Origin of the sequence: Thermomonospora cellulosilytica, from assembly GCF_014138835.1 — a bacterium.
Lineage (GTDB): Bacteria > Actinomycetota > Actinomycetes > Streptosporangiales > Streptosporangiaceae > Thermomonospora > Thermomonospora amylolytica.
On the sequence record NZ_JACJII010000001.1, the window covers coordinates 6,021,341 to 6,039,090 of the forward strand.

Annotated in this window: 17 protein-coding genes; 9 read left to right on the forward strand and 8 right to left on the reverse strand. The window is 71.7% G+C overall.

Going from position 1 to position 17,750, the window contains the following annotated elements:
* The first annotated feature begins 3 nt into the window (after positions 1–3).
* Positions 4–1,608, forward strand: coding sequence for an MFS transporter (locus HNR21_RS28390; protein WP_182707594.1), 1,605 nt, complete (start codon positions 4–6; stop codon positions 1,606–1,608).
* Positions 1,609–1,663: 55 nt separating this feature from the next.
* On the forward strand, positions 1,664–2,260 hold the full coding sequence (locus tag HNR21_RS28395) for an Rv1733c family protein (RefSeq protein WP_182707595.1): 597 nt from the start codon (positions 1,664–1,666) through the stop codon (positions 2,258–2,260).
* Between the two features lie 15 nt (positions 2,261–2,275).
* Here the strand turns inward: HNR21_RS28395 and HNR21_RS28400 are convergent, their stop codons facing one another.
* Positions 2,276–3,490 (reverse strand): PucR family transcriptional regulator, encoded by a 1,215-nt coding sequence (locus HNR21_RS28400; RefSeq protein ID WP_182707596.1) that lies wholly within the window; start codon positions 3,488–3,490, stop codon positions 2,276–2,278.
* A gap of 218 nt (positions 3,491–3,708) precedes the next feature.
* Here HNR21_RS28400 and HNR21_RS28405 point away from each other — a divergent pair, with 218 nt between their 5' ends.
* From HNR21_RS28405 to HNR21_RS28425, 5 genes are all read left to right on the forward strand, one after another.
* A complete protein-coding gene (locus HNR21_RS28405; protein WP_198679138.1) occupies positions 3,709–4,506 on the forward strand; it encodes an ABC transporter ATP-binding protein in 798 nt (265 codons plus the stop codon).
* Entirely contained in the window at positions 4,503–5,297 is a 795-nt protein-coding gene (locus HNR21_RS28410; protein ID WP_119731965.1) for an ABC transporter ATP-binding protein, read from the forward strand. Before HNR21_RS28405 ends, HNR21_RS28410 begins: the two co-directional genes overlap by 4 nt.
* 118 nt (positions 5,298–5,415) lie before the next feature.
* Positions 5,416–6,306: a branched-chain amino acid ABC transporter permease gene (locus HNR21_RS28415; protein ID WP_182707597.1), complete on the forward strand. Its 891-nt coding sequence runs from the start codon at positions 5,416–5,418 to the stop codon at positions 6,304–6,306.
* Positions 6,307–6,370: 64 nt separating this feature from the next.
* On the forward strand, positions 6,371–7,420 hold the full coding sequence (locus HNR21_RS28420) for a branched-chain amino acid ABC transporter permease (protein ID WP_182708878.1): 1,050 nt from the start codon (positions 6,371–6,373) through the stop codon (positions 7,418–7,420).
* Complete coding sequence (locus tag HNR21_RS28425; RefSeq protein ID WP_182707598.1) at positions 7,417–8,688, forward strand: ABC transporter substrate-binding protein; 1,272 nt, start codon at positions 7,417–7,419, stop codon at positions 8,686–8,688. The genes HNR21_RS28420 and HNR21_RS28425 overlap by 4 nt, the downstream gene beginning before the upstream one ends.
* Before the next feature lie 427 nt (positions 8,689–9,115).
* Here HNR21_RS28425 and HNR21_RS28430 read toward each other — a convergent pair whose 3' ends face one another.
* On the reverse strand, positions 9,116–10,726 hold the full coding sequence (locus HNR21_RS28430; protein ID WP_182707599.1) for a monocarboxylic acid transporter: 1,611 nt from the start codon (positions 10,724–10,726) through the stop codon (positions 9,116–9,118).
* The gene (locus HNR21_RS28435; protein ID WP_182707600.1) at positions 10,723–11,061 is read right to left on the reverse strand and encodes a DUF485 domain-containing protein; all 339 of its coding nucleotides are present in this window, start codon (positions 11,059–11,061) and stop codon (positions 10,723–10,725) included. Before HNR21_RS28435 ends, HNR21_RS28430 begins: the two co-directional genes overlap by 4 nt.
* 285 nt (positions 11,062–11,346) lie before the next feature.
* Between HNR21_RS28435 and HNR21_RS28440 the strand changes: the two genes are divergently transcribed.
* Positions 11,347–12,273 (forward strand): RDD family protein, encoded by a 927-nt coding sequence (locus HNR21_RS28440; protein WP_182707601.1) that lies wholly within the window; start codon positions 11,347–11,349, stop codon positions 12,271–12,273.
* Between the two features lie 83 nt (positions 12,274–12,356).
* Here the strand turns inward: HNR21_RS28440 and HNR21_RS28445 are convergent, their stop codons facing one another.
* The 4 genes from HNR21_RS28445 to HNR21_RS28460 form a co-directional block, all read right to left on the reverse strand.
* Positions 12,357–12,797: a hypothetical protein gene (locus tag HNR21_RS28445; protein ID WP_157995971.1), complete on the reverse strand. Its 441-nt coding sequence runs from the start codon at positions 12,795–12,797 to the stop codon at positions 12,357–12,359.
* Positions 12,798–12,901: 104 nt separating this feature from the next.
* Positions 12,902–13,333 carry a glycine-rich domain-containing protein gene (locus tag HNR21_RS28450; RefSeq protein ID WP_119729544.1) on the reverse strand — a complete coding sequence of 144 codons (432 nt, stop codon included), beginning with the start codon at positions 13,331–13,333 and terminating at the stop codon, positions 12,902–12,904.
* A gap of 460 nt (positions 13,334–13,793) precedes the next feature.
* A complete protein-coding gene (locus HNR21_RS28455; RefSeq protein WP_182707602.1) occupies positions 13,794–13,943 on the reverse strand; it encodes a hypothetical protein in 150 nt (49 codons plus the stop codon).
* 1 nt (position 13,944) lies between these two features.
* Entirely contained in the window at positions 13,945–14,331 is a 387-nt protein-coding gene (locus HNR21_RS28460) for a hypothetical protein (RefSeq protein WP_182707603.1), read from the reverse strand.
* A 177-nt stretch (positions 14,332–14,508) separates the two neighbouring features.
* On the opposite strand from HNR21_RS28460, the gene HNR21_RS28465 reads away from it, so the two are divergent.
* Positions 14,509–15,876, forward strand: coding sequence for an NsdA family TPR-like regulatory protein (locus HNR21_RS28465; protein WP_220500332.1), 1,368 nt, complete (start codon positions 14,509–14,511; stop codon positions 15,874–15,876).
* Positions 15,877–15,949: 73 nt separating this feature from the next.
* On the opposite strand, the gene HNR21_RS28470 is transcribed toward HNR21_RS28465, so the two are convergent.
* Positions 15,950–17,677, reverse strand: coding sequence for a sodium/solute symporter (locus HNR21_RS28470; protein ID WP_182707604.1), 1,728 nt, complete (start codon positions 17,675–17,677; stop codon positions 15,950–15,952).
* Positions 17,678–17,750 lie beyond the last annotated feature (73 nt).

The window sequence follows — 17,750 nt, forward strand, 5'->3', positions numbered from 1 at the left end:
GCGATGGACGGGCCGGTTCGCGGGCGCGGCGTCGCCATCGGCGTCGGCGGCGCGGTGGTGCTGCTGGCGGCGCTGGACGCCTATGTGATCACCACCATCTTCACCCAGGTGATCGGCGATCTGGGCATCCCGATCAACCGGCTGGAGCGGGCCACTCCGATCCTGACCGGCTTCCTGCTGGGCTATGTGGCCGCGATGCCGCTGCTGGGCCGGTTGTCGGACCGGTACGGGCGGCGTCCGCTGCTGCACGGCTGCCTGCTGTTCTTCGCCGCCGGGTCGGCGTTGACGGCGTTCGCCGACGATCTGGTCACGGTGGTGGCCGGACGGGTGCTGCAGGGGGTGGCCGGGGGCGCGCTGCTGCCGGTGACCATGGCGCTGGCCGGTGACCTGTGGGAGGAGCGGCGGCGCCCGGTGGTGCTGGGCGCGGTCGGCGCGGCGCAGGAGCTCGGCAGCGTGCTCGGCCCGCTGTACGGGGCGGGCGTGGCGGCGTGGCTGGGCGACTGGCGGGCGATCTTCTGGATCAACGTGCCGGTGGCGCTGGCCGCGATGGCGGCGGTGCAGTTCACCGTTCCGGCCGGGACGCGGCCCGCCGTCCGCCCGCGGATCGACGTGCTGGGCGGGGTGCTGCTGGCGGTGGGCCTGGGCCTGCTGGTGGCGGGCCTGTACAACAACGAGTCCACCGAGGATCCGCTGCCGCCGTGGGGTCCGCCGGTGATCGGGCTGGGCGTGGCGGTGCTGGTCGCGTTCGTGCTGTGGGAGGTCCGCGCGAAGACCCGGCTGCTGGACCTGACGGGGGTGCGCAAGGGCCCGTTCCTGGCGGCGCTGGGCGTCAGCTTCCTGTCGGGCGCGGCGTTGATGGTCACACTGGTGGACGTGCAGCTCGTCGCGCAGACGCTGCTGGGCGAGGACAACGTGGGCGGCGCGCTGATCCTGGTGCGGTTCCTGGCGGCGCTGCCGGTCGCGGCGGTGCTGGGCGGGCTGGTGGCGCACCGGATCGGCGACCGGTGGCCGATGGCCGCCGGGATGGCGCTGTCGGCGGTGGGCTACCTGCTGATCGCGGGCTGGCCCGCCGATCTGGCCGCCGCCTCGTACGGGCCGCTGCCCCGGATGGACGTCGACCTGGTGGTCACCGGGTTCGGGCTGGGGCTGGTGATCGCGCCGGTGTCGTCGGCGGGGCTGCGCGGGATGCCCGCCGCCCAGCACGGCGTGGCCTCGGCGGCGGTGGTGGTGACCCGGATGATGGGGATGCTGCTGGGCATCTCGGCGCTGACCGCGTGGGGCCTGCACCGGTTCCGTTCGCTGACCGCCGACCTGCAGATGCCGCTGGTGTTCGGGCTGCCGGCCGACGAGGCGCGGCGGCGGCTGGCGGAGTACCAGGCGGCGGTCCAGGAGGCGCTGCGCACCGAGTACCGGGAGATCTTCCTGATCACCGCGGGACTGTGCGCGCTGGGCGCGCTGCTGGCACTGGCGGTCCGGCACGGCCCGACCGGACCGGAAGTCCCCGAGCCCGGCGAATCCGCCCAGTCCGCCGAGCCCGCCGAGCCCGGTGAGACGGCCGCTGAACAGGCCGGTCGTGTGGCCGCCCCGCGGCGCGGGAATACCGTCTGACCAGAGGGTACGACACCTCTCAACGGGAACCCCCTACCCGGGAGGTGGCACAGCGATGCGCCGGCCAGAGGGCGGCAGGGCGCCCACCCGGCTGGGGCGCCTGCGGCGGCGATTCGGCTTCGACCGCAACGGGATGCGCCGGCGGGTCGATCGCGCCCAGTGGGCGGTGGGCGTGGTGCTCACCGCGGTGTTCCTGCTCACCGCTCCCCTGCTGGCGGTGTGGGCGGGCTCGTGGGCGTACGACTCGGGGATGCGGGCCGAGCGCCACCAGCACGCCACCCGGTGGGAGGTGACGGCCACGGTGACCGGGCCCGGCGGCGTGACCGGCGACCGGTACCTGCACAAGACCGTGCAGGCGACCTGGCGGGCCCCGGACGGCTCGGTCCGCGCCGGGCGGATCCCGGCGTGGAAGAACGCCGAGGCGGGCGCCCACAGGCGGATCTGGGTGGACCGCTCCGGCGACCCCGTCGCCCGGCCCCGGCCGCACTCGCGCACCCTGGTCGACACCGCGTACGCCGCCGGCGGCGGGGCGCTGGGCGTGGGGCTGCCGCTGCTGGGCGTCTACTGGCTGGTGCGGCGGCACTGCGACCGGATCCGGTACGCCCTGTGGGACGCCGAGTGGGCCCGGATCGACCCGCACCGGATCAGCTGAGCGGCGGCCGGCCGGTCAGGCCGTGCGGGGCTCCCGCGGGTTGTCCGGCGCCACCAGGTCCAGCGCGTCCAGGGCGAGCGCCAGCTCCACCACGTCGCGCGGCCGGTGCAGCGAGCGCGCGGTGAGCTGCTCCAGCCGGCGCAGCCGGTTGAAGACGGTGTTGCGGTGGCAGTACAGCCGGCCGGCGGTCCGCGCCGCCGAGCCCTCGCAGTCCAGCCAGGTCGCCAGGGTCTCCAGCAGCACCTCCCGGTCCGCCGGGTCCAGGGCGTCCAGCGGGCCGAGCACCGTGTCGCCCAGATAGCCGGACAGCTCCGGCTGGGACACCACCAGCGCGGCCGGCAGCCGCTCGTCCAGCCGGACGATCCGGTGGTCCTGCGGCCGGCAGGTCTGCAGCGCCACCTCGGCCAGCCAGCGGGCCCGGCCCAGCGCCGCCAGCCCGTCCACCGCGGGGCTGATCCCGGCCTGCCCGGCGAACAGCGGCCGCAGCGCCGCCGCCACGTCCTGCGGCTCCAGCCCGCCCAGCTCCACCACGGCCACGTCGGCGTCGGCGCGCATCCGCCACACGAACCGCAGCCCGCCGACCCGTTCGGGCCGCTCGAAGCCGTCGTCGCGGCGCGGCGAGCGCAGCACCGCCACCGCGTACCGGCCGTTCATCGGCAGGTCCAGCGCGGCGGCGGCGGCCTTGGCCAGCCCGCCGTCGGCGCCGCGGCCCTCCAGCAGCGCGTCCAGCAGCGCCGCCATCCGCTCGCCGCTGCGCCGCAGCAGCTCCGACTCGGTCCGCCGGTAGGACTCGGAGACCGCGTTGGACTGCATCTCGTTGGTGTGCCAGACGATGCTGGCGAACCGCAGCAGCACCGGCAGCGAGCCGGGGTCGGCCTCGGAGACGACCTCGATCATCGCCTCCCAGCAGATCCGTCCGCCGACCCGGAACGCGCGCAGCAGCGACTCCAGCGGCAGGCCCTGCTCGGCGCGCCGGCGGCCGATCACCACCGCGGTGGTGACCACCGGCTCCTCGCCCAGCGCGCGGCGCGCCATGTGGTCGATGCTCTCGCGCAGGATCCGGTGGATCGTCTGCCACAGGTCGTCGTGCGGCACAAAGTCGGTGTAGGCGGGGTCGTCGGCGACGATCTCGGCGATCACTCGTTCGATGAGATCGTCGAGCCGTTCCAGCAGCCGCCGCGACGCCGCGCCGGCCACCGCGGCCAGATCCTGATCAGGCGTAACGGGCATGGCAGCAGGCAAGGTCGCCTCCTCCTCGGTGACGTGCATCACCCTGCCACGCGCCGTCCGGTGCTTCGTACCGGGGGGACCCGAAACGGGGTCCGACTGTGAGCGCGCACAACCTGAACCGGATTCAGTTGGACACCTGACCCGACTTGTCCCGGGCGCTGGACGGTGTCACAGCTCACATGCTGGTGTGCCTCCCACACGAATCGATGGGAGGTGCCATGGCGAGTGGGACACTCGCGGTCGGCGGACTCTCGGTGAGCTACGGCAAGGCCGTGCAGGCGCTGCGCGAGGTCTCCCTGGAGGTTCCCGAGGGCACGGTGACCGCCGTGCTGGGGGCCAACGGTGCGGGCAAGAGCACGCTGCTGCGGGCCATCTCCGGGACCCTGCCGTTTCACCGTGGCGCGATCGACGCGGGCACGGTCACCCTGGGCGGCCGCACACTGAGCGGGCTCAAGCCGCACGCGGTGGTCGCCGCCGGGGTGGTCCAGGTGCCCGAGGGACGGCGCATCTTCGGACGGCTGACCGTGGAGGAGAACCTGCGGGCCGGGGCGCTGGGCGCCCGGGACCGCTCCGGGGTCTCCGCGGCCAGGGAACGGGTGCTGGAGCTGTTCCCGGTGCTGGCCGAGCGCGCCAGGCAGCGGGCCGGGCTGCTGTCCGGCGGCGAGCAGCAGATGCTCGCCATGGGCCGGGCGCTGATGGCGCGGCCCCGGGTGCTGCTGCTGGACGAGCCGACGCTGGGGCTGGCCCCGCTGATGGCCGAGCGGATCGGCGAGTGCATCGCCGAGATCAACCGGCAGGGCACCGCGGTGCTGCTGATCGAGCAGAACGCCGCGCTGGCGCTGCGCCTGGCCACCACCGCCTACGTGCTGGAGGTGGGCCGGGTGACGCTGTCCGGCCCGGCCGGCGAACTGGCCGCGACCGACGAGGTCCGCCGCCGCTACCTGGGCCTGGGCGACGACGAGGACGCCGCGCTGGAGTTCAAGCGGCCGCCCGCGCTGGAGAGGTGGGCCGGATGAGCGAGCCGAGCGCGCTGCAGGTCACCGACCTGACGGTGAAGTTCGCCGGGATCACCGCACTCGACCATGTCGGTTTCACCGTCGAACCCGGCAGCATCCACGCCGTCATCGGCCCGAACGGTGCCGGCAAGTCCACGTGCTTCAACGTGCTGTCGGGCGTGTACAGGGCCACCTCCGGCAGCGTCCGCTTCGGCGACGCCGAGCTGACGAGGATGGCGCCGCACCAGATCGCGGCGCTGGGCGTGGCCCGCACGTTCCAGAACATCGCGCTGTCGAAGCTGCAGAGCGTGGAGAACAACATCATGCTCGGCCGGCACCGGCTGACCCGGGCCGGTTTCCTGGGCTCCGGGCTGCGGCTGCCGGCGGCCCGGCGGGAGGACCGCCGGCACCGCGAGCGGGTCCGCGAGATCGCCCGCTACGTGGGCGTCGCGCAGTACCTGGACGCGCCGGTCGGGATGCTGCCGTACGGCGTGCAGAAGCGGGTCGAGCTGGCCCGCGCGCTGGCGATGGAGCCCAGGCTGCTGCTGCTGGACGAGCCGGTGGCCGGGATGAACGGGGGCGAGCGCCGCCAGATGGCCGAGGTCATCGTGGCCGCCCGCGCCGACCTGGGCATCTCGATCCTGCTGGTCGAGCACGACATGGGCATGGTGATGCGGCTCGCCGACGAGGTGACCGTGCTGGACTTCGGCCGCAAGATCGCCTCCGGTCCGCCCGCGGTGGTGCAGAGCGATCCCGAGGTGATCCGCGCCTACCTGGGCGAGCAGGCGGCCAAGGAGCAGGAGAACGCATGAGTGAGCCGGAGGAGCGCGGCGCGTCCCGCAGGAGGAGCGCGCGGAGCGAGGAACGAGTGAGCACGCGACGACGGAGGGGCGTGCCTCACGGCGGTCCGGAGGCGAACGGGGAGCACGCGTGACCACCTTCCTGGAACTACTGGTCAACGGGGTGTCGGTCGGCTCGGTGTACGCGCTGATCGCCCTCGGTTTCGTGATCATTTTCAAGGCCACCGAGGTCGTCAACTTCGCCCACGCCTCGCTGCTGCTGGTCGGCGGCTTCGCGGTGGCCAAGCTGGTCGACCCGCTGGGCTTCTGGCCGGCGCTGCTGGCCGGGGTGGCGATCGCCGCGGTGGTCGCCGCGCTGGTGGAGGTGCTGGTGCTGCGCCGGTCCCGGGCCGGCGACCACCATGTGCTGGCGATCGTGACGATCGGGGTGGACATCCTGATCACCACCGAGCTCACCCGCCAGATCGGCACCGACGTGCTGTCCATGGGCGACCCCTGGCAGAGCACGGTGATCGAGTTCGCCGGGATCAGCGTCCCGCAGACCCGGCTGGCCGCCCTGGTGACCGCGGCCACCCTGATCACCTGCTTCCTGCTGGCGTTCCGGTTCACCAACTGGGGCGTGGCGATGCGGGTGGCCGCCGAGGACCGGGAGACCGCCGCGCTGATGGGCGTGCGGCTGAACCGGGTCTCGCTGGGCGCCTGGGCGGTCGCCGGGGCGCTGGCGGCGGTGGCGGCGCTGTTCCTGACCGTCTTCCCCACCCCCGGGCTGGACCGGTCGACCTCGCTGGTGGCGCTCAAGGCGTTCCCGGCGGCGATCCTCGGCGGGCTGGACTCCACCACCGGCGCGCTGGTCGGCGGGCTGATCATCGGGCTCACCGAGTCGCTGGCCAGCGGCTACCAGAACGACCTGACGTTCCTGGGCCGCGGCATCGGCGAGATCGCCCCGTACCTGGTGATGATCGTGATCCTGCTGATCCGGCCGGCCGGGCTGTTCGGGACGAGGGAGCTGGCCCGTGTCTGAGCGCACCTCCTCCCTTCCGGCCGCCGCGCCGAAGCTGGCCGCCCTGGCGGCCGGCCTGGTGGTCATGGCGGCGATCCCGTTCTACGCCGAGGCGTTCCTGCTGCAGGCCGGGCTGTTCGCGATGGCCGCGGCGATCGGGGCGATCGGGCTGAACCTGCTGACCGGCTCCACCGGGCAGCTGTCCATGGGCCACGCGTTCTTCCTGGCGGTCGGCGCGTACGGGTACGTGTACTTCGCCGGGGACTCCGGGCACGAGCTGACCGGGCTGGGCCTGCCCACCCCGGTGGCCGCGGTGCTGGCGGTGCTGCTGGCCGGGATCGCCGGCGGGCTGTTCAGCCCGATCGCCGGGCGGCTGCGCGGCACCTACCTGGGCATCGCCTCGCTGGCGCTGATCTTCATCGGCCAGCACATCCTGCACAACGCGCACGCGGTGACCGGCGGCGCCAACGGACGGGACGTGCCGCCGCTGGAGATCGCCGGGTTCAGCTTCGGCGACACCCCCGAACTGGTGGTGCTGCAGGTGCCGTTCCGGGCGCTGGAGAAGCTGTGGTTCCTGGCGCTGGTGCTGCTGGTGCTGGCGGCCTGGATCGCCCGCGGCATCCTGAACGGCCGGCCCGGCCGGGCGATGAACACCATCCGCGACCACGAGATCGCCGCCGGGGTGATGGGCGTCCCGGTGGCCCGCTACCGGGCCGCGGTGTTCGTGGTGTCGTCGATGTACGCCGGGCTGGCGGGAGTGCTGCTGGCCATGGCGTTCCGCCGGACCGTGCCGGACTACTTCGGGCTCCTGCTGTCCCTGGAGTACCTGGCCATGATCGTGATCGGCGGGCTGGGCACGGTCGCCGGAGCGGTGATCGGGGCGGTGTTCGTGTCGATGCTGCCCCCGCTGTTCACCCGCTACGCCGACGGCCTGCCGCTGATCGCGGCACCCGGCTCGGGGGGCGTCTCCCCCGCCGAGGCGTCCCGCATCCTCTACGGCGCCATCGTCGTCGCCGTGGTGCTGTTCCTTCCCGGCGGGCTGATGGGGCTGTGGCATCGCCTGCGCGCGTCCACCGCCTCCCGCCGGAAGTCCACCCCCTCTCCCCGAATGAAACCCGAGGAGCAAGCAGCATGAAGTCCACCCTTCGCAAGACGGCGGTGTCGCTCACCGCGCTGGTGCTGGCCGCCACGGCGGCCGGCTGCGCCAGCGACAAGGCCACCGGCGGCTCCGGCGGCACCGGCGCCGACGGGGTCAAGCAGGGCCCCGGCGTGACCGACAAGACCATCAAGCTCGGTCTGGCCACCGACCTGACCGGGGTGTACGCCCCGCTGGGCAAGAGCATCACCAACGCCCAGCAGCTGCACTTCGAGGAGATCAACAAGGCCGGCGGCATCTGCGGGCGGACCATCGAGGCGGTGGTCCGCGACCACGGCTACGACCCGCAGAAGGCCGTGTCGATCTACAGCGAGCTGAGCGGCTCGGTGCTGGCCCTGCCGCACTTCCTCGGGTCCCCGATGGTCAGCGCGGTCAAGCAGCGGATCGAGTCCGACAAGATCTTCACCATCCCGAGCGCCTGGACCACCGCGCTGCTGGGCAACCAGTACATCCAGGTCACCGGCACCACCTACGACGTGGACATGATCAACGGCGTCCAGTGGATGCTGGACAAGAAGATGATCAAGTCCGGTGACAAGATCGGCCACGTCTACTTCGAGGGCGACTACGGAGGCTCGGCGCTGCGCGGCGCCAAGTACGCCGCCGGGAAGAACAACCTCACCATCGTCGAGCAGAAGATCAAGGCGACCGACAACGACATGAGCTCGCAGGTCGCCGCGCTCAACCAGGCCGGGGTCAAGGCGATCCTGATCAGCGCCGGCCCCCGGCAGGCGGCCTCGCTGGCCGGCATCGCCCGCTCCCGCGGGATGAAGCAGCCGATCCTGGGCAGCAACTCGGCGTTCTCGCCGCAGCTGCTGGCCACCGCGGCCGCGCCGGCGCTGACCCAGGGCTTCTTCATCGCCACCGCCGGCGCCCCGATGAGCGCCGACCTGCCGGCGATCAAGAAGCTGGCCGCCGACTACGCCAAGAAGTACCCCGGCCAGCCGCTGGACAGCGGTGTGGTGAACGGCTACGGCGGGGCCAAGATCGTCACCGAGGCGCTGAAGAAGGCCTGCGAGGCCAAGGACCTCACCCGTGAGGGCCTGATCAAGGCGCACCGGGGCACCAACGCCTTCGACGACGGCCTGGGCACCCCGATGGACTTCTCCTACTGGGACAAGCCCGCCACCCGCAAGACCTACATCACGCAGCCCAACAAGGAGGCCCCGGGCGGCGTGGTGATCGTCCAGCAGGCCACCGAGTCCGAGCTGGCCAAGACCTACCAGGCTCCGGTCGGCACCTTCTGATCCCGCCTCGGGTACTCGGGGAACCCGGGCACAGGAAACGCACCGGCGTGCGAACGCCGGTGCGTTTCTTTGTGGGGGGACGACTCTTTGTGGGGGGCGACCCCCCACACCCCCCGCCGGCGGATCCGGGCATCCTCGCCGACCCGTCCTGCGCTCGCCTGGCGGCTCGCTCCGGACGGGCCGGCTGCGGTGCCCGGACCGCTCAGGTGAACCGGAGCTCCGCTGGTGCTCCGCTCCGGTTCACCTGTGGGGGTCTGTCCGTGGTCGCTGTGAACTGCGTGGTCGCTGTGAACTGCGTGGTCGCTGTGAACTGCGTGGTCGCTGTGAAGTGAGGGGTCGTCCCCGCCTCCGAGGAGGGGACGACCCCGTTGTCCGCCGGTCCCGTCCCTGCCGAGCGCCACCAGGGTCGGGTCGGGACCGGAGGTCTCTAGTGGGTGGCGGCCTGTTCGGCGCCCGCGCCGGTGAGGGAGCGGACCTCGATCTCGGCGTACTTGGCCGCGTTGAACTCCTTGCTGAGGACGGTGCCCAGCCAGCCGCACAGGAAGCCGATCGGGATCGACACGATGCCCGGGTTCTCCAGCGGGAAGACGGACCAGTCCGAGCCGGTGAACAGGGCCTTCTCGGAGCCGGAGACCACCGGGGAGAAGATCACCAGCAGCACGGCCGAGCCCAGGCCGCCGTAGATGGCCGCGACCGCGCCCGCGGTGTTGAACCTCTTCCAGAACAGGCTGTAGAGGATCGCGGGCAGGTTGCCGGAGGCGGCCACCGCGAACGCCAGCGCCACCAGGAACGCCACGTTCAGGCGCTGGGCGAAGATGCCGAGCACGATCGCCACCGCGCCGATCACGAACGCGGAGACGCGGGCGACCCGGACCTCCTCCCGCTCGGTGGCCTGGCCGCGCCGGAACACGTGCGCGTACAGGTCGTGGGCGAACGAGGAGGACGAGGCGAGGGTGAGCCCGGCCACCACCGCCAGGATGGTCGCGAACGCCACCGCGGCGATCACCGCCAGCAGGACGGTGCCGCCCACCTCGCCGAAGATCTGCTCGCCGATCTCCTGGGCGAGCTGCGGCGCCGCCGTGTTGCCGGCCGGGTTGGCCTTGGCGATCTCCGCGGTGCCCACCAGGGCGGCGGCGCCGAAGCCGAGCACCAGGGTGAGCAGGTAGAACGAGCCGATGATGCCGATGCCCCACAGCACCGACTTGCGGGCGTCGCGGGCGGTGGGGACGGTGTAGAAGCGGATCAGGATGTGCGGCAGGCCGGCGGTGCCCAGCACCAGCGCCAGGCCCAGGCTGATCAGGTCCAGCTTGCCGGCCAGGCCCTGGGCCTCGGTGGCGTAGCGCAGGCCGGGCTCCAGGAACGCCTCGCCCTTGCCGCTCTGCTCGGCCGCGTCGCGCAGCAGGGTGGACAGGTTGAACCCGAACTTGGTCAGCACCAGCAGGGTGACCAGGGTGGCGCCGCCCATCAGCAGCACGGCCTTGACGATCTGCACCCAGGTGGTGCCCTTCATGCCGCCGACCACCACGTACACGATCATCAGCGCGCCGACCAGCACGATGGTGGCGCCCTTGGCGAAGTCGGAGGTGAACCCGAACAGCAGGGCCACCAGCGCGCCCGCGCCGACCATCTGGGCCAGCAGGTAGAAGATCGACACGGTGATGGTCGACACCCCGGCGGCGGTGCGCACCGGGCGGGGGCTCATCCGGAACGCCAGCACGTCGGCCATCGTGTACTTGCCGCTGTTGCGCATCAGCTCGGCGACCAGCAGCAGCGCCACCAGCCAGGCCACCAGGAAGCCGATCGAGTACAGGAAGCCGTCGTAGCCGTACAGCGCGATCAGCCCGGCGATGCCGAGGAACGAGGCGGCCGACATGTAGTCGCCGCCGATCGCCAGCCCGTTCTGCACGCCGGAGAACGACCGGCCGCCGGCGTAGAAGTCCGAGGCGCTCTTGGTGTTGCGGCCGGCCCACACGGTGATGGCGAGCGTGCCGCCGACGAACGCCAGGAACAGCAGGATCGCCAGGGTCTCGTGGCTCACTTGCGGCCTCCTTCCACCTGGGCGGCCAGGTCGGCGGCCATCGGGTCGAGCTTGCGCTCGGCGTGCCGGGAGTACAGCCAGGCGATCAGGAACGTGGACACGAACTGCAGCAGGCCGAAGATCAGCGCCACGTTGATGAACCCGACCACCTGGGTGCCCATGAAGCCGCGGGCCCAGCCCGACAGCACCACGTACAGCAGGTACCAGGCCAGGAAGGCCACGGTGGCCGGGAACGCGAAGGCGCGGAAGCGGCGCCGCAGCTCCTGGAACTCGGGTGTGCGCTGCACCCGTTCATACGGCGTCTGCACGCCGCCGGCGTCCTTATCGACGGTCACGAGATCCCTCCTCGGCTGTGACGGGGGTCACGTCACGGTAGGAAGCTTCCGCCCGTGGGTGGAGGGGGCTCCCGCAGGGCTTCGGCGAGCCGCTGGGCGGCTGCGCCGATCCGCCGGACGCTATCGGCGAACGGTCGAATCCGTGCGACGAACGGCACACCGGTGCGCCCACCGTCAAGGGTCCGGCCGATATCGGGCAGATGACGCCGTGCGCCCGGTCCGCCCGCCCGTTCCCCCGTAGGCTTCGATCAAGCCATTCCGCCCGCCTGTCAGGAAGGTCCGTTCTTGTACGGCGCTCCCCCTCCCGGCGGCCCTCTCCCGGGCGCCCCAGGTCCGTTCCCCGTCCCCCCGCAGGCGCCGCCCGTCGCGTCCACCGCGCCCGTCGGGCGCAGGCTCGCCGCCTGGCTGATCGACGCGCTGGTCGTGGTGGCGATCGTCGCGGGGATCGGCTCCCTCACCTACGCCCGGCTGGTCGACTACGTCAGCACGCAGGGCACGGCGGTGGCCGCCGCCGGGGTCTTCGAGCTGATCGGCTCGCAGGGCGACGTGGCCGGCGCCGCCCGCGCGGCCGGGCAGAAGGCGTGGGACGACGCGGTCGGCATCGTCGTCCAGGGCTTCGCGGCGCTGATCGCGCTGCAACTGCTGTACCAGTTCGCCGCCCTGCAGTTCGCCGGGCGCACCCTCGGCAAGGGCCTGCTGGGGCTGCGGGTGCGCGGCGGGGACGGGGCGCGTCCCGGGGTCGGGCGGTCGCTGCTGCGCTCGACCGTCACCACGGCGTCGGAGAGCGGCCTGTACTCGGTGGCCTGCATCCTGCTGGTGCTCGGCCAGTTCCTGCTGTCGTTCGCGGTGTGGGCGGCGGCGGTGGTCCTGTTCCTGTTCAACGCGCTGCCGATGCTGGGCGGCCGGCGCCGCACGCTGGCCGACCGGGTGAGCGGCACCACGGTGGAACGCGCCGCCGTCCTGCGCACCGCGACGGGGGCGGCGCAGGCGGCCGCCGAGTCGGCACGCCGTCTGGGCCGCAGGGCCAAGGAGCGGGTCTCCGGCGGGGAGGCGCCCGCCGCCCCTGAGCCGCAGCCCCTCGCCCAGCCGGGCTACGCACATCTGGAGCCGCCCGCGCCGCCCGGACAGGTGCCGCCGCCTCCCGCGCAGCCCGGGTACGCTCCACCGCCCCCGGGCACCCTGCCGCCGCCCGGCCCGACCCCGTACCCCTGACGGCTCAGAGGTTTCAACACCTCATGGGGAAGATGAGAACTCCAGGGTAAAGGCTCCAGGCTGGGAGGGACTGAGCTGTCTCCTCAAACGGCGGTCGTCCCAGATGCGAGCCGTGCTTCCAGCAGCGCCACCGCCTCGCCGATCTGTTCCCGGGGAAAGTGGATCGAGGCCCACGAGCACAGGCCGCCCGGCATGATCGGAACCTGCGCCAGCCACTCGCCGGGCCGGAAGATCGGCTCGAAGAGCTTCATCAGCTCGATCCCGTCATCGGCGGGGACCTTCAGCCAGGCCGCCCCCTTGTAGAAGGCCGCCGTCTTCTCCCACAGGTGTTCGGGAATTGCGGTCCCTCCGGTCAGGATGGATTCGCCTATGTCCTGACAGCTCATGATCGTCGTGTAGCCGTTGGCCCACAGGGCCTCCATCAGCGGAACCATCTCGACGTCGATCTCCACTGGACCTTCGTCCGGGTCGATCAAGGTCTTTGTCGGATGCTGCTGCGCCCAGCCTTCGTACTTGCGACTCATGGGGGCAACGCTACTGCTGCGGCTGCCGGTTCACTCGGGGCTCGAGTAAAACGAGAAGGCCCCGCCGTTCGGCGGGGCCTCCCTTGATCGGGGCGGTCGTTCGGCTAGTGCGGGTTGGTGCCCGGGGCGCACGGGCTGCACTTGGCGAAGTCGTGCTGCCAGAGCGGCCAGTCCACCTCGAAGCCCTCCGCCTCGATCACGCGGGCGGTGCGCTCGACGGTACCGTCGCACTTGCGCTCGATCTCGGGGATGTGGTCGAGGAACTTGCCGTTGTTGTGCCGGTGGCAGAACTCCCGGTAGACCCGGGTGTCGAGGATCAGGGCGTGGACCCCGTAGTCCACGAGCTGACCGACGCCGAGCGGTTCGCCCTGGTGGTTCATGGCCGTGATCAGGTAGGCGATGGCCTGGCCCAGGATGCGCTCGGCCATCACCACGTCGAACGGGTTGTCGCGGGTGAGCAGGGCGATCTCCCTGTCCCAGATCTCAGGTGTGACGTAGTCCCTCGGGTTCTTGGTCGGCGCGAGAATCGTCGTCATGGGCTTCTCCTTGAGCCGCTTTTCTCGAATGCCCGGGCACCTCAACATTACTTCCATCTTTGACCCGTTGCCAGACATGGGTTAGCCATCTGTTTCGGCATGGTGATGCAATTCGAATCGAGGCATGCCAATGTCCTCCCTTGCGACAGGCCGGGAGGTGATGAGTTCTCGCCCGATTTTTAGGGCATGGCATCACCACGCTTTCGCGCTAGCACTTTCCGGACTTTTATGGGTGGAGCCCTCGGCCCGCCGCCCCGTCACACGAACTCGCGGACGAGTGACAGGTCGATGTCGCCGGTTCCGGTCTCGCCGCTGATGCCGTCGTGGTTGCTGTCGCCCGACGGTCGATCATCCGGTACCGGCGGTGAACGTCGTCAGGTAGCCGGGCACCGCCGAGTCCTTGCCAGCGGGCCTTGCTCATTCCGTACCACCGGATGCGCCCATGGAACGGCCGCCGCCGTCAGCGGCGCCGCTGACGGCGGCGGTAACGGTGCCGACCCGAGCGGCCCAGCACGCCCAGCACCCATCCGCCGAGCAGGCCCATCATGATCCCCACGGCCAGCAGCCACGCCGAATAGGCGAGGAAACCGCCCAGGTCGAGTCCGAACATCTCAGCAGCCCGAGGCCAGGACGCGCCTGATCGCCCTGACCGCACCGTTCAGGTCGTCGGCTGGGCCGATCGGGTCGCCCCACGACCAGGTGAACGAGTAGCCGCCGTCCTCCTCAGCCCGACAGCCGATGTCCTCGGCGAGCTGGGCCGCGTCCGCGTTCACCACGCGCAGGTACATGGAGTCGGCGTCCAGCCACGTCACCAAGCGGGCGATGAACGAGGTCTCGAAGCACACCACCCGGCGCAGCGCCTCCAGATGCTCACGCCGCTCGTCACCGCCCACCTGGAAGTGACGGGCAGGCCGTTCCGGGGCGTCCGGAAGGGAAGAGTCGCCGCGCCGGTCGGCCAGGTTGCCGGCGCGGGTTGCGGTGGGTCTGCCGAAGCTCATGGATCTTCCACCTTCTGCCTTATCTCTCGGATGTACTGCAAGGACAGCAGTCCGAAATCAGGCAGTCACCATGTGCGAGACCATGTGAAGTGCAGCGTCACCACGTAGGGAGCGATAGTCCAAGCGCAGAATGGTTAGGGTGCCGTTACTGGGCCGCCCGGCAGCAAGAGGAGCTCCATGTCCTCGAAACGGAACGAAGAACTGGCCACCCTCACCAGGGAGGCAGGGTACAGCGAGGCGGGCCTGGCGCATCGGGTCAACGCGCTCGGCGCTGCTCGCGGCCACAGCCTCGGCTACGACTACTCTGCGGTGTACCGATGGGTCACCCTCGGGCAGAAGCCGCGCCCTCCGGTTCCTTCTCTGATCGCCGAAGCCTTGTCCGAGCGTCTGGGACGTCGGGTGGCGCCGGCCGACTTCGGGATGACCGACGAGGGAACTCTCGTCGACCGCACCCTGCTCTACGCCTCTGATGCGTCCCACACCGTCGTGAAAGTCCTTGAACTGGGGAAGGCCGACATGAAACGCCGGTCCATGATCATCAAGGCCCCCTTCGTGCTCTCCGCTCTCGCCGCGCCTTCGCGAGACTGGCTCGTCGCCTCCCTCGGTGAACTCACAGACGGCCACGGCCCGCGCCGGGTCGGCATGAAACAGGTCGAGGGCATCCGCGAGATGTTCCGTCTCTTCCAGCAGATGGACGTCATGCATGGCGGCGGTCACGCTCGCATGGCCCTGCTGTCCTACATGAACGACTACGTGCTCCCCCTGCTGAGAGAGCGGCATCCTGAAACGATCATGCGTGCCCTTTACGAGGCGGCGAGCGAGCAGTGCTACCTCGTTGGATGGATGGCGTACGACGATGGGCAGCACGGGCTCGCCCAGAGGTACCTGATCCAGTCGCTCTCGTTGGCGCAGGCATCCGGAAACGCCGCACTCGGCGCGCACGTGCTCGCGGGGATGTCGGACCAGGCCAACCTGTTGGGCCACCCCCGAGAGGCCCTTCAACTCGCCCGCACCGGTCAGCGCGGCATCAAGCCGGAGATGTCGGCGGCCTGCATGGCGGACCTGTACGTCCTGGAGGGAAGGGCTCTGGCGGCTCTCGGCATGAAGCGGGAGGCGGCCAGGGCGGTCGCCAACGCCGAACGGATCTTCCAGCGCGTCAACCGGGACGAGGAGCCGGAATGGGCACGGTTCATCGACGTCGCCTATCTGTTCGGTGAAGCCGCCATGTGCTTCCGGGACGCCAAGGCGGCCAACGACGCCTTGCGTTTCGCCGACGAGTCGATCGCAGACGCCGGCAGGCAAGGACGGGCTCGCCGGGGAGCTCTTTCCTACGCCACGCGGGCGATCTCTCATCTGCACCGCGCGGATGCCGATCCGGCGAAAGCGGCGGCGGACGCCGCGGTAGTGCTCGACCTGGCGGGGCAGGTCGCCTCGACCCGTATCAGGGCGACCGTCACCGACCTCGTGCATCGCCTACAGCCATACTCCAAGGTGAAGGAGGTCGAGGAGTTCCTCGACCGAGCCCGGGTGCTGAAGGCTGCGTAGCCCGCATCATTGATCATGATGGGTGATCACACCCTGCCGCCGCCCGGCCCGACCCCGTACCCCTGACGGCCGGTCACACCCCCTTGGGCCGCCAGGCGCCCCGGTCGACGGCCAGCGTCTCGGGGGCGTGCAGCCGGACCATGGTGCGCGCCACCCCGGCGGGCACGCTGCGCGGGGTGGCCAGCGAGACCAGGATCATCACGGCGAACGCGGCGGGCACCGTCCAGGCGGCGGGCTGGGCCAGCAGCGCCCCGGCCGGCCCGCCGGGCGGCCCGCCGACGATCGTCCACACCACGGCCGTGCCCGCCAGCCCGCCGCCCGCCACCAGTCCGGCCAGCGCCCCGGCCACGGTCAGCCGCCGCCACCAGATGCCCAGCACCAGCAGCGGGCAGAAGGTGGAGGCGGCCAGCGCGAACGCCAGCCCCACCACGTCCGCCACCGCCAGCGCCCGCGCCGCCAGCGCCAGCCCCAGCGGGACGAACAGCGCCAGCAGCGTCGCCGCCCGGAACGACCGCACCCCGCCGTGCAGGATGTCCTGCGCGATCACCCCGGCCACCGACACCGTCAGCCCCGACGAGGTGGACAGGAACGCCGCCACCGCCCCCGCCGTGACCAGCGCGCTCAGCAGGTCGCCGAGCGTCCCGCCGACCAGCCGCCCCGGCAGCGTCAGCACCACCGCGTCGGTCCGGCCGGTCATCAGCAGCTCGGGGGTGTAGATCCGGCCGAGCGCCCCGTACAGCGCGGGCAGCAGGTAGAACGCGCCGAGCAGGATGAGCACCAGCACCGTCGTGCGGCGCGCGGCCCGGCCGTCGGGGTTGGTGTAGAACCGCACCAGCACGTGCGGCAGCCCCATGGTGCCCAGGAACGTGGCCAGGATCAGCGAGTACGTCGCGTACATCGGGTACTCGCGTCCGGCCAGCGGCTGCGACCACTCGGTGCCGGTGCGCACCGGCAGCTCCGACACGTGCGGCACCGCCGCGCCCGCCGGGAACGTGACGGCGGTGTCGCGGGCGATGGCGTGCTCCCCCGCCGTCAGGGTGAGCGGCCCGGCGTGCCCGGCCCCGTCCACCCGGCCGCGGACGTCGACGGTGACCGGGACGGCCACCCGCACGGTGATGTCCGCGCCGACCGACACGGTGGTGCGCTCGGCGAACACCGGCGGGGTGTCGCCGCCGAGCCCGGGGGCCGCGTCGTACCGCCAGGCGATCAGCAGGAACAGCACCGGCACGGCCAGCGCGGTGAGCTTCAGCCAGTACTGGAACGCCTGCACCATCGTGATGCTGCGCATGCCGCCGGACAGCACGTTGATGGTCACGACGACGGCGACGAGCACCGCGCCCACCCACACCGGGGTGCCCGCAGCGGTCCGCAGCACCAGCCCCGCGCTCTGCAACTGCGGCATCAGGTACAGCCAGCCGATGAGGACGACGAGCACGCTGGTGACCCGCCGCACCGCCATCGACTCCAGCCGCGCCTCGGCGAAGTCCGGCAGCGTGTACGCGCCCGAGCGGCGCAGCGGCGCCGAGACCAGCACCAGCAGCACCAGGTAGCCGCCGGTCCACCCGACCGGCAGCCACAGCATGTCCGCCCCGTACGCCAGGATCAGCCCGGCCACCCCGAGGAACGAGGCCGCCGACAGGTACTCCCCGCCGATCGCCGAGGCGTTGCGCAGCGGCGAGACCGTCCGCGACGCCACGTAGAAGTCCGAGGTGGTCCGCGAGATCCGCAGCCCGAACGTCCCGATCAGCACGGTCGCCGCCACCACCAGCGACACCGCCGCCAGCCCGTACGCGGTGCTCATGGCCGCGCTCCGCTCGGCGGCTCGCAGCCCTTCCGGCGCGGCGGCCTCCCTCGTCGCGTGCTCGCGCTCATGT

What these genes read in the sequence shown, in the direction of transcription:
- HNR21_RS28460 (WP_182707603.1), bottom strand. Translation starts at nt 14,331, where the DNA reads ATGAGCTTCGGCAGACCCACCGCAACCCGCGCCGGCAACCTGGCCGAC.
- HNR21_RS28445 (WP_157995971.1), bottom strand. Translation starts at nt 12,797, where the DNA reads ATGAGTCGCAAGTACGAAGGCTGGGCGCAGCAGCATCCGACAAAGACC.
- HNR21_RS28400 (WP_182707596.1), bottom strand. Translation starts at nt 3,490, where the DNA reads ATGCCCGTTACGCCTGATCAGGATCTGGCCGCGGTGGCCGGCGCGGCG.
- HNR21_RS28390 (WP_182707594.1), top strand. Translation starts at nt 4, where the DNA reads ATGGACGGGCCGGTTCGCGGGCGCGGCGTCGCCATCGGCGTCGGCGGC.
- HNR21_RS28450 (WP_119729544.1), bottom strand. Translation starts at nt 13,333, where the DNA reads ATGACGACGATTCTCGCGCCGACCAAGAACCCGAGGGACTACGTCACA.
- HNR21_RS28395 (WP_182707595.1), top strand. Translation starts at nt 1,664, where the DNA reads ATGCGCCGGCCAGAGGGCGGCAGGGCGCCCACCCGGCTGGGGCGCCTG.
- HNR21_RS28420 (WP_182708878.1), top strand. Translation starts at nt 6,371, where the DNA reads ATGGCGGCGATCCCGTTCTACGCCGAGGCGTTCCTGCTGCAGGCCGGG.
- HNR21_RS28455 (WP_182707602.1), bottom strand. Translation starts at nt 13,943, where the DNA reads ATGTTCGGACTCGACCTGGGCGGTTTCCTCGCCTATTCGGCGTGGCTG.
- HNR21_RS28410 (WP_119731965.1), top strand. Translation starts at nt 4,503, where the DNA reads ATGAGCGAGCCGAGCGCGCTGCAGGTCACCGACCTGACGGTGAAGTTC.
- HNR21_RS28465 (WP_220500332.1), top strand. Translation starts at nt 14,509, where the DNA reads ATGTCCTCGAAACGGAACGAAGAACTGGCCACCCTCACCAGGGAGGCA.
- HNR21_RS28425 (WP_182707598.1), top strand. Translation starts at nt 7,417, where the DNA reads ATGAAGTCCACCCTTCGCAAGACGGCGGTGTCGCTCACCGCGCTGGTG.
- HNR21_RS28470 (WP_182707604.1), bottom strand. Translation starts at nt 17,677, where the DNA reads ATGAGCACCGCGTACGGGCTGGCGGCGGTGTCGCTGGTGGTGGCGGCG.
- HNR21_RS28405 (WP_198679138.1), top strand. Translation starts at nt 3,709, where the DNA reads ATGGCGAGTGGGACACTCGCGGTCGGCGGACTCTCGGTGAGCTACGGC.